This window comes from Sinorhizobium fredii USDA 205 (assembly GCF_001461695.1).
Classification (GTDB): Bacteria; Pseudomonadota; Alphaproteobacteria; order Rhizobiales; family Rhizobiaceae; genus Sinorhizobium; species Sinorhizobium fredii.
Map to the genome: position 1 here is coordinate 72,893 of NZ_AUTC01000085.1, position 10,753 is coordinate 83,645.

At 63.1% G+C, this 10,753-nt stretch carries 12 protein-coding genes; 5 read left to right on the forward strand and 7 right to left on the reverse strand.

Annotation, left to right across the window (positions count from 1 at the left end; genetic code table 11):
• Positions 1-162: 162 nt before the first annotated feature.
• The 5 genes from N181_RS09870 (at position 163) to N181_RS09890 (ending at position 5,024) form a co-directional block, all read left to right on the forward strand.
• A complete protein-coding gene (locus N181_RS09870) occupies positions 163-639 on the forward strand; it encodes a peroxiredoxin (protein WP_037392966.1) in 477 nt (158 codons plus the stop codon).
• A gap of 11 nt (positions 640-650) precedes the next feature.
• Positions 651-1,472: a ferritin-like domain-containing protein gene (locus N181_RS09875; RefSeq protein ID WP_037435946.1), complete on the forward strand. Its 822-nt coding sequence runs from the start codon at positions 651-653 to the stop codon at positions 1,470-1,472.
• 92 nt (positions 1,473-1,564) lie between these two features.
• Positions 1,565-2,902, forward strand: coding sequence for a M23 family metallopeptidase (locus N181_RS09880; protein ID WP_037392990.1), 1,338 nt, complete (start codon positions 1,565-1,567; stop codon positions 2,900-2,902).
• A gap of 198 nt (positions 2,903-3,100) precedes the next feature.
• Entirely contained in the window at positions 3,101-4,606 is a 1,506-nt protein-coding gene (locus tag N181_RS09885) for a DEAD/DEAH box helicase (protein ID WP_037392963.1), read from the forward strand.
• Positions 4,607-4,616: 10 nt separating this feature from the next.
• Positions 4,617-5,024: an NUDIX hydrolase gene (locus tag N181_RS09890; protein ID WP_037392961.1), complete on the forward strand. Its 408-nt coding sequence runs from the start codon at positions 4,617-4,619 to the stop codon at positions 5,022-5,024.
• Positions 5,025-5,040: 16 nt separating this feature from the next.
• Here N181_RS09890 and N181_RS09895 read toward each other — a convergent pair whose 3' ends face one another.
• The 7 genes from N181_RS09895 to N181_RS09925 are packed head-to-tail and all read right to left on the reverse strand — an operon-like array spanning position 5,041 to position 10,752.
• Positions 5,041-5,358, reverse strand: a complete 318-nt coding sequence (locus N181_RS09895) for a TfoX/Sxy family protein (protein ID WP_037392958.1) — start codon at positions 5,356-5,358, stop codon at positions 5,041-5,043.
• Between the two features lie 4 nt (positions 5,359-5,362).
• Positions 5,363-6,979 (reverse strand): NTP transferase domain-containing protein, encoded by a 1,617-nt coding sequence (locus tag N181_RS09900; protein WP_037392955.1) that lies wholly within the window; start codon positions 6,977-6,979, stop codon positions 5,363-5,365.
• Positions 6,976-7,680: an XdhC family protein gene (locus N181_RS09905; RefSeq protein WP_037392952.1), complete on the reverse strand. Its 705-nt coding sequence runs from the start codon at positions 7,678-7,680 to the stop codon at positions 6,976-6,978. The genes N181_RS09900 and N181_RS09905 overlap by 4 nt, the downstream gene beginning before the upstream one ends.
• A 2-nt stretch (positions 7,681-7,682) precedes the next feature.
• Positions 7,683-8,015, reverse strand: coding sequence for an XdhC family protein (locus N181_RS09910; protein ID WP_086018596.1), 333 nt, complete (start codon positions 8,013-8,015; stop codon positions 7,683-7,685).
• 51 nt (positions 8,016-8,066) lie between these two features.
• A complete protein-coding gene (locus N181_RS09915) occupies positions 8,067-9,344 on the reverse strand; it encodes a vWA domain-containing protein (protein ID WP_037392949.1) in 1,278 nt (425 codons plus the stop codon).
• A complete protein-coding gene (locus tag N181_RS09920; RefSeq protein WP_037392946.1) occupies positions 9,341-10,279 on the reverse strand; it encodes an AAA family ATPase in 939 nt (312 codons plus the stop codon). The genes N181_RS09915 and N181_RS09920 overlap by 4 nt, the downstream gene beginning before the upstream one ends.
• A gap of 23 nt (positions 10,280-10,302) precedes the next feature.
• Positions 10,303-10,752: a flavin reductase family protein gene (locus tag N181_RS09925; protein WP_060563358.1), complete on the reverse strand. Its 450-nt coding sequence runs from the start codon at positions 10,750-10,752 to the stop codon at positions 10,303-10,305.
• Between the last annotated feature and the right edge of the window lies 1 nt (position 10,753).

Below are 10,753 nucleotides of genomic sequence, written 5' to 3' on the forward strand. Positions count from 1 at the left end.
TGCCCTCTGTCTTGCGACGTGGCATTTCATCATGGCTCTTAGCCATGAAAGCCGTCGGGTAGCTGTCAAAGCAGCCACAAACCTGCTGGACGGACCGCGACGATCTTGGGTATCCCCTATGTGCGAAATGTCGATAAAACTTGGCGTAAGAAAGGCTTAATCATGGCACCATTGCGACCCGGCGATCCCGCCCCGGATTTCGAACTCGCTCGCGACGGCGGCGGCTCGATTTCACTGTCTGCTCTTCGCGGCAAGCCGGTGGTGTTGTTCTTCTATCCCAAGGACGACACCAAGACCTGCACCGTGGAAGCAATTTCCTTCTCAAGCCTCTCGGACGAATTCACCTCGGCCGGTGTGGCGCTGGTCGGCATCTCGCCCGACTCGGTCAAGAGCCATGACCGCTTCGCCAGGAAGCACGACCTCACCGTCGTGCTCGCGGCAGACGAGGACAAGACGGTCGTCAACGCCTATGGCGTCTGGGCGGAAAAGAGCATGTATGGGCGCAAATACATGGGTGTCGAACGCACCACCTTCCTCATAGATCCAGATGGCATCGTCAATCGGATCTGGGAAAAGGTCAAAGTGGCGGGGCACGCGGAGGAGGTTCTCGCTGCGGCGAAAACTCTCCGCACCGATTGAGCGAAAGGCCCGTGCTCCCGCAATTCCACAGCCTTCGCGGCGCTTCCGTCGAAGCGATCCGCGCCAGCGACCTAGCGGTCAAAACCGAGCTCGCGCAGGAGGCTGCGCGCCGTTGGCAGGCGCGAACGCTCTCCTTGCGCTCGCCGCTCGATCGGCCCGTTCCGGAACGGCCAGGCAGGCCGGAAAGGCCAATTCTCACGCCGCCGACGCAGGTCAAGCGGCGATCCCTCGGTTCCTTGAAGGGCCGAATCGCGCTGCTTCATGCCATTGCCCATATCGAATTGAATGCCGTCGATCTCGCACTCGACATCGTCGCTCGCTTCGCCACGGAGCCAGTGCCGCAATCCTTTTTCGACGGATGGATGCAGGTCGCTTTCGAGGAGGCCAAGCATTTTCGGCTGGTGCGGCAAAGGCTTAACGATCTCGGCGCCGACTATGGCGACCTGCCGGCCCATGACGGTCTGTGGCAGGCCGCGCACGACACGCGCAACGATCTGACCGCCCGGCTTGCCGTGGTGCCGCTCATCCTAGAGGCGCGCGGCCTAGACGTCACGCCGGCCCTTCAGGCGAAGATGCGCGAGACCGGCGACGATGAAAGTGCTGCCGTTCTCGACGTCATCTATGAAGACGAGAAGGGTCACGTCGCCGTTGGAGCAAAGTGGTTCCGCTTCCTGTGCGCCCGCCAGAAGAAGGACCCGGCTGCGACCTTCCAGGCGCTGGTGCGGGCAAACTTCCGCGGGCCGCTGAAAGCGCCCTTCAACGACATCGCGCGGGCCGAAGCCGGCCTGACGCCATCGTTTTACCGGTCGATGACCGCTTCCAGAAACATCTGACGGACGGCGCCCCTCACGCTTTATTAACCCTAATAAAGTGTAATCACCTCGGGGCAAATGCAAGTTGGGTCGCATCTGGCGGGGGTGACGTGGTGTCTATTCGTCCGGAAAACCGGAGCTTCGGAAAACGTCGGCAAAGTCACGTCCTGATTCTCGCCAGCGGCGACAGGGTTCGTCACATGACGGTCCGTCCGTGGATGGCGGCGGCGGCGGCCTCGCTCGTCGGCGTCTTCGGCATCGGCTATCTCGCCGCGACCAGCTATCTCGTCCTACGCGACGACCTGATCGGCGGTACGATCGCCCGCCAGGCGCGCATGCAGCATGAATACGAGGACCGAATCACCGCGCTGCGCGCTCAGGTCGATCGGGTGACGAGCCGACAGTTGCTGGACCAGCAGATCGTCGAGGAAAAGGTCGACAAACTCCTGCAGCAGCAGTTGGAGCTTTCTTCACGCAGCGGCAGGCTGGGGACGCTGGCCGAGAGCGCCGAGCCGGCCACGGCTAGCGGGGACGCGGCCGCATTGCCGGATGCGGAACCTCTCGCCTATAGGAAGCGGGCCGACGCTCAGGACGGTATCCAGGCGATCGAAGAGATCATGGGCATTGCAGAAGCGAACGCCGGACCGCCGGTGCATGCATCTGCGCTCGGCTATGCGCCGGAAGCGCAGACAAATGGCCCAAGGGAAACCGTTTCCGATCGGACCGATCGCATCTTTTCAAAAGTCACCCTTTCGCTGAAAGGCATTGAGCGCGATCAACTGGCGCATGTTCGGCAGTTGACAAGCAATGCGCAGAGGACCTCTGAAGCGATCAGGACGATCGTCGAGCGCACAGGCTTTGTCTTTCCGGTTCCGAAGACCGCAGACGCTTCCGCGCCTGCCATTCCGGCCGACGGAACGGCGATCGGCGGACCTTATGTCGAGCCGCAGAATCAGGATCAGTTCGAACAATCGCTCACCACACTCGACAATGCGCTTGTCGACCTGGAAGAGACCCGCGACGCTGCCCGGAAACTTCCCCTCGAAAGTCCGGCGCCCGCAAGTGACGTCACGAGCAGCTTCGGAAATCGGCTGGATCCCTTTCTGGGGCGATTGGCGCTGCATGCCGGAATCGACTTCCGCGCTGCGACCGGCACACGCATTCGCGCGACCGCGGCGGGAACCGTGACGACGGCGGGGCCGGCGGGCGGATACGGCAACATGATCGAGATCGACCACGGAAACGGTGTCTCGACGCGCTATGCGCATCTCGCCGTTGTCCTCGTACATGTCGGTGAGCGCGTCGAGGCCGATCAGGCAATCGCCCAATCCGGAAGCACTGGTCGGTCGACAGGCCCCCATCTGCATTATGAAGTTCGCCTGGGAGGGCTGGCGGTGGATCCGATGCGATTCCTGCGCGCCCGTGCAAAGCTCGCCGGCTATATGAACTGACGCATCAACATCCTCTCTATCCAACGCCCGCAGTTGACACGAAAAGCGATAGATTCGCAGTCATTTACCGTGCGAAGCGTCAACGTGCTGGATTTCTTGACTTTCGGCGCCTTTCGTCTTAAGAGCGCCGCCACAGGATGGTGATTTTCCATCGATCGATCAGTGTTCTAATGAACCGGAACGGAAACAGATTCCCCTTTGACCAATTTTGCTGACCTTGGCCTGAGCCAAAAAGTTCTCTCCGCTGTTACCGACGCGGGCTATGCAACGCCGACACCGATCCAAGCAGGCGCCATTCCGCCGGCCCTTCAGCGCCGTGACATCCTGGGTATCGCGCAGACCGGCACGGGCAAGACGGCATCCTTCGTTCTGCCGATGTTGACGCTGCTGGAAAAGGGCCGTGCGCGTGCACGCATGCCGCGCACCTTGATCCTGGAGCCGACCCGCGAGCTTGCGGCGCAGGTGGCGGAGAACTTCGACAAGTACGGCAAGAATCACAAGCTCAACATCGCGCTTTTGATCGGCGGCGTTTCCTTCGATGAGCAGGACCGCAAACTCGAGCGCGGCGCCGATGTTCTGATCTGCACGCCCGGACGCCTGCTCGATCATTTCGAGCGCGGCAAGCTCCTGATGAGCGGGGTGGAGATCCTCGTCATCGACGAAGCCGACCGCATGCTCGACATGGGCTTCATTCCGGATATCGAGCGGATCGCCAAGCTCATTCCCTTCACCCGGCAGACGTTGTTCTTCTCGGCAACCATGCCGCCGGAAATCCAGAAGCTCGCCGACCGGTTCCTGCAGAACCCTGAGCGGGTGGAAGTCGCCCGCCCCGCCTCGACGGCAATTACCGTGACGCAGCGCTTCGTCGCCGCGCACGGAAAGGACTACGAAAAGCGCGCCGTGCTGCGGGATCTCATCCGCGCCCAGGGCGAACTCAAGAACGCGATCATCTTCTGCAACCGCAAGAAGGACGTCGCCGAGCTCTTCCGCTCGCTCGACCGCCATGGCTTCTCGGTCGGTGCGCTGCACGGCGACATGGACCAGCGCTCGCGCATGGCGATGCTGGCCAACTTCAAGGACGGCAATATCCAGCTGCTCGTTGCTTCGGATGTCGCGGCGCGCGGGCTCGACATTCCGGACGTCAGCCACGTCTTCAATTTCGATGTGCCGATCCATGCGGAAGACTATGTGCACCGCATTGGCCGTACCGGCAGGGCCGGCCGTTCCGGTGCTTCCTTCACGATTGTGACGAAACGCGACATGAAGTTCTCGGATGCCATCGAGAAGCTGATCGGCCAGACGGTCGAGTGGCACAACGGCGATCTTTCGCAACTGCCCGAGCCGATGGAAAGCCATGACAGCCGCCGCGAGCGCGGCCGCGATGGCCGCAAGGATCGCAAAAAAGATGTGGAACGCTCCGGTCGGGCGCGCGGCGATCATAAATCCGATGCTGCCCGTATCGATAATGTGACCGAATTCGAACCAGTCGCAGAAAGGGCAGAGGCCGTGAAACCGGAACGTAGCGCCGACAATAAACAGAGCCATGCGAGCCGCAACGATCGCCTCGGCCGGGCGCAGAACGCCGCCAATGACGACAATCGCGACCGTCGCCACCGCAATCGTCGCGATCATGACGATGGCCCGACGCCGGTCGGCTTCGGAGACGAGATCCCGGCGTTCATGCTGATCGTCGGCAAAGCCTGACAGCCGGCCAATGGCCTTCCCGGGCATCGATTTTCCCGGCCTCGGCTGCGGGCTTGCAATCCTGCGGGACGGCAAGATTCTTCTCTGCCGGCGCCTGAAGGCACCGGAGGCCGGCCACTGGAGCATCGTCGGCGGCAAGGTCGACCATATGGAGCGTGCGGAGGATGCCGCTCGCCGGGAGGCGGAAGAGGAAAGCGGCCTCTCGATCCATTCGACGCGGTTTCTTTGCATCAGCGAGCAGAGGATCGAGGCCGACCGCCAGCACTGGATCTCACTGATCTATGCTACCGATGATTTTTCAGGCGAAGCGCGCCTAACCGAACCGGACAAGCTTTCCGATATTGGCTGGTTCGATCTTACCGCCCTGCCCCAGCCACTATCCCGCTTCGCGGCGGACGCCGTGCGCGCGCTAGGTTAAGCCAGCCTCGGCGCACTCATTTCTTCGTCCTGCGCGCGGCTGAATACGCCAACTTCACCCAGCGGGCCATCTCATCCGGATCGTCGTAGGCCGAATCAGGGATGCTCCAATAGGGCATTTTGACGGGCTTGCCCTTGCCGTCGTAAGCCCATTGCCGGGCGCCGGCCCCCTCGAGTTCCGCAGCCGTTTCAGAGTCGCCTTTCAGAAGGATCTCCCCGCCGACCTCGACGGCGAGAATGACGCCTTCGCAATAGATGCCCTTGCCTCCGAACATGCGGCGAATGCTGATCGGCCCCAGTGTCTCGAACATTTCCTCGATCGCGGCATTGTCCATCGTCTCACTCCTTCAGTATGCCGCCGGCGGCGAGGATCGCTTCAGGCGTATCGACATCAAGACGCGCCGCGGCGCCCAGCTCGACATCGATCACCGGAAGGCCACAGCACTCGACGATGTGTCTCGCCCCCACGTCGCCGACGAGTTGCCGGACCACGGCAAAGGTGGATTTCGGCAGTATGACCGGATTTCCGCGCTGGCCTTCCGTTACTGCGCGCACGACGGCCCGGCCGGATTCAGCATGGAAAGCTTCTATCATCTTTGACAGGTGCCCGGCGGTGACGCCCGGCATATCGGCCAGCATCACTAGCATGCCGCCCGACCCCTCTTCCACCGCGGACAGGCCGGCGACAAGTGACGACGCCATGCCGCTCTCGTAATCGGGATTCGAGACAAACGTGACCGACAGGCCGGATAAGGCAGCCCGGATCTCCTGCTCGCGATACCCGGTAACCACGACGACCTTGCCCTTGCCGACAGCAAGAGCCGTGTCGACAGAACGGCGGACCAGCGGGACGCCATCGAACTCGGCAAGAAGTTTGTGTTTTCCTGCAGGCCCCATCCGGCTTGCGCGGCCAGCCGCCAGAACGACGATCGCGACTGGGCTGGGCCGCGGCCTGACTGCGGCCTCCCGCGGCTGCGGCCGTGTCGGGATTTCCTTCAGCAGTCCACCGACGCCGAGCCCGGTGATGTCGGTCGGGCTCGGCCACTCGCCGGCGAGCAGCCGGTCGAGGATCCAGTCGAAGCCATTTTCCCTCGGGCTGCGGGCGCAGCCGGGTGCGCCGATGACGGGGATTTCGTCCAAGCGGCCAAGAACGAGCAGGTTGCCCGGGTCCACAGGCATGCCGACGTGCTCGACGGTCCCGCCGGCGCTTCGGATGGCGGCCGGCACCACGTCGTGAGGGTCAGCGACGGCCGAGGCGCCGAAGATGATCAGCAGGTCGTGCGTAGACCGGAGTTCGGCAATCGCCGCGGCGACTGCCGGCTCGGTGTGGGCGACGCGACGCTCCGTATCCAGGCTGCTGCCGGATTGCGCGAGCCGCGCCGCCAGCACGGCACGCGTCTTGTCCATCACCTGGCGCTTCAGCGACGGCAATTCGGTTGCAATCAGGGCCGCGCGTTTCGGCGCGAAGGGCTTCACTTCGAAGGCGGGCTCCGCGCGAAGCACGGCAGCCGCTTGCTCGACGAAATTTCCCGGCACAGCCAACGGGATGATCTTGATCGTCGCCACCATGTCACCCGCATTGACGGCGACATGGTCGGCAAGACAAGCGAGCGTGATCGCCGGATCGATGCGGTTCACCCGATCGACAATCGCCCGACCGGCGACGAAGAGACCCGACACTGTCGCATACACATTGACGCGGCCGGTTGCGGCGGACGAGAAACGCAGATGATCAGGGGCGATCGCGGCCGCAATCCGAGCTGCGGCCTCATCCTCCGGCAGTTCGTCCGGGTCGAGCCTGGCAACGATCACCTCGCCCATGCCAGCATCGGCAAGCATCGCCAGATCATTGGCGCTCAGACGATGACCTTTCGCGAGCTTGCCTTCCGCAGTCTTCACGGCGTGGGCCAGAATGGCGCCTTCCGCTTCGGCAAGCGGAACAGGACCAAATCTCATGCTGCAAGCCCCTCTTCTCGACGATCGCGGTGGCGCAGCGCGCCGATGATTTCGGCAAGGACGGCGATGGCGATTTCCGCGGGGCTCGCGGCGCCGATATCCAGGCCGATTGGCGCCCGGATTCGGCCGATCGCCTCTTCCGACAGGCCGGCCGCCCGCAATCTCTCCACGCGGCTCGCATGGGTCTTGCGGCTGCCGAGTGCGCCTACATAGAAGCAACCCGCGTCCAGGGCGGCCCGGATCGGATAGTCGTCGATCTTCGGGTCGTGGGTGACCGCGGCCAGTGCCGTGTAGCGGTCGAGCGGTCGCGTGGGCAGGACATCTTCCGGCCAATCCGCGAGAAGTTCGACGCCCTCGAAGCGCTCGACCGTCGCGAATGCGGTGCGCGGGTCTATGATGGTCATATCGAACCCGGCGACTGGTGCCAGCCGCGCCAGCGCCTGGGTAATATGAACGGCGCCGATGACCACCAAGCGCGGCGGCGGCAGATAGACGTTGATAAATACGGGTCGCTCATCGAGCGTCGCAAGATTGGGGCGGCCCGAACGAAGCGTTTCAGAGATCGCGGCATCCCATTCGGCCGGGAAGTCTTCTCTCTCGATGAAGGCTTGGGCGCGGCCGCTTGAAAGATCGTTGACGACCACGGCCGCCCGCCGCGCCGCGCGCGCCTCATTCAGCTTCTGAAGGGAAGGCAGTTGCATGATCAGCCGTCAACTCGCTCTAGAAAAACACGGATTCGACCGCCGCAGGAAAGGCCGACGCGCCATGCCGTTTCGTCAGCGACACCGAATTCGAGGACTCTCGGAACGCCCGAGGCAATCACGTCGGCTGCTTCGCCGATGACGGCACCTTCGACGCAACCGCCCGACACCGACCCTTCAAAGTTGCCCTCGCCGTCAATCACCAGATGGCTGCCGACCGGGCGTGGCGCAGAACCCCAGGTCTCGATGACCGTCGCCAGGGCCACGGCACGGCCTTGCCTATGCCATGCCTCGGCAATCTCCAACGGGTCGAGCATCTTTGCTTCGTTCGTCATGATGTTGGCACTCCACCTCGCCCTCTTAGATCATGACGATCCGGTCGTGTTTCAACCCACATTGTCGTGAGCTTGAAGGGCCGCGCGGCGGGCGTGAAGAAAGCGTCTTGGATCCGCGTCGCGGCTCCTTTCACCCGACAGGGACTTCACCAGTTCGGCGACCGATTCGAGATTGTGCACCGTCCGAAACTCATCGACATGCGGCAGCATCGCCCTGACACCGCGCGCCCGCGCCTCGAAACCCTCAAAGCGGAGCAGCGGATTGAGCCAGATCAGCCGGCGACAGGAGCGATGCAGGCGGTCCATCTCGATCTCGAGCTGCACCGTGTCGTCGCGCTCGAGGCCGTCGGTGATCAACAGGACAATGGCGCCCTGCCCCAGGACACGTCGAGACCAACGACGATTGAACTCACGCAGCGTTTCACCGATGCGCGTACCGCCTGACCAGTCCTTGACCGCTGCCACGCATTCGTCGAGCGCCTCGTCGGGATCGCGGTTACGCATCTGGCGCGTGACGTTCGTCAGCCGCGTGCCGAAGAGAAAGGTCTGGACGCGGTGCCGCTGCTCTGTCAGCGCATGCAGGAAATGCAGGAACACCCGTGTGTACTGGGTCATCGAGCCGGAAATATCCGCAAGCACCACGAGCGGCGGGTGAACGAGGCGCGGTTCCCGGAAACGCGGTAGGATGAGCTCGCCGCCGAACCGCATGGCATCGCGCATCGTGGCGCGCGGATCGATCCTGGCGGGCCGATGCGAAGGGCGGAAGCGCCGCGTCCTCACCCGATCGAGCGGCAGGAGCAACGATGACATCGCCCGCCGCGCCTCGGCGATTTCTACGGCAGTCATCTGTGCAAAATCCGCCTTGCGAAAGAGCTCCCGACCCGAAGCGGTGTAGCGCGCGTCGATTTCGATCGCCTGCTCCTCGCGAGGCGGACGAGCGTCATGCCGCCCGCTGAGGAGCGCTTCGCCGAGACGCGCCGCGCCGGCACGCCGTGGCTGATTTTCACTGGCGCGTGCAGGAGCGACGGGCGACAGCAGCGCGATCATCTTCCGGACGAGATCGCGCTTGCGCCAGAACAGCCGGAACGCTTCATCAAAGAGCGCCTGGTCCTCATGCCGCTTCACCAGCGTGCATTGAAGCGCGGCGTAGAACTCCCGGCGCGAGCCGATGCCGATTGCGCCGACCGCTTCAATGGCGTCCGCTATCGCGCCGGGACCGATCCTCATGCCTGCCCGCCGCAGCGCCCGGGCGAAGAAGACGATGTTGTCCGCAAACTGCCCGCTCTCCGGGCGTCGGTCGAGGCTGTCGGCATCGGAACTGGCAGTCATGATGTCAGCTCGGCGCCCTTGAGTTCGCGCTTGACCTCTTCCAGCAATCTGCGCCCCTCGGCACCCTCTATCCGGGCAATGTCGTCCTGATACTTCAGGAGCGTGCCGAGCGTGTCGGCCAGCGTCTCCGGATCGAGCGCCAGCGCATCGAGCTCGGTCAGCGCCGTCGCCCAGTCGATTGTCTCGGCGACACCGGGGTTCTTGAAGAGATCGACCGTCCGGAGTTTCTGGACATAGGCGACGATCTCCTGGGAGAGAGCCGCGTTGCAGCCGGGCACCTTGCGCCGGATAATCTCCAGTTCCTGCGTGGCATTGGGGTAGTCGACCCAATGGTAGAGGCAGCGACGCTTCAAGGCGTCGTGAATTTCACGAGTCCGGTTGGTGGTGATGATGACAATCGGCGGCTCGTCCGCCCGGATCGTTCCAAGCTCGGGAATGGTCACCTGGAAATCGGAAAGCACTTCGAGGAGGAACGCTTCGAAGGCCTCGTCGGTACGGTCGAGCTCGTCGATGAGAAAGACCGGCGCACGGCCAGCATTCGCCGAGATCGCCTGCAGCACCGGACGACGGATGAGGAACCGTTCCGAGAAGATGTCGCTTTCCACCCTTTGCCGATCGACCATCCCCGCGGCCTCCGAAAGGCGGATTTCCAGCATTTGCGCCGGGTAGTTCCATTCATAGACGGCGGATGCGACGTCGAGCCCCTCGTAGCATTGCAGACGGATCAGCGGTCGATCGAGCGAGCGGGCGAGCACCTTGGCGATTTCGGTCTTGCCGACCCCGGCCTCTCCTTCGAGGAACAGCGGCCGCTTCATCCTGAGTGCCAGGAAAAGAACGGTCGCGAGGGCGGTACCGGCGAGATAGTTCTCCGCCTCCAGCAGCGCCATCGTCTCGTCGATGGACTGGGGCATCCTGCCTGTCTCGTGTTTCGCCATGTTCACTCCTCTATCGAGGAAAATTATAGCGTGCGGTATCCCCGGTCCACATAAATGAGCGGTGGTGCCTTTTCGCCGATTCTAACGTCGACCACTTCGCCGAAGAGGATTGCGTGGGTGGCCATGATCTTCACTTCGAGCAGACGGCAATCGAAGGCAGCGATGGCGTCAACGAGAATCGGCGCCCCGGTCGCCAGTTGCGTCCAACGGCCGAACGCAAAGCGGCGCTCCATTTCGAGCTGGTCGCGTCCGGAGAAGGCGTGCGCCAAGGCTAGATGCTGTCCACCGAGGATGTTCAGCGCGAAGCTGTCGCTGCGGAGAAAGATATCGTTGCGAGGATTTGCAGCATTGAGGCAAGCGAGAATCGTCGGCGGATCGTCCGACACCGAACAAGAGGCGGTGATGGTTACACCACGCCGCTCGGCCCCATCCGCCGCTGTGATCAACTGCACGTGATGGGACAAGCGGCTCATC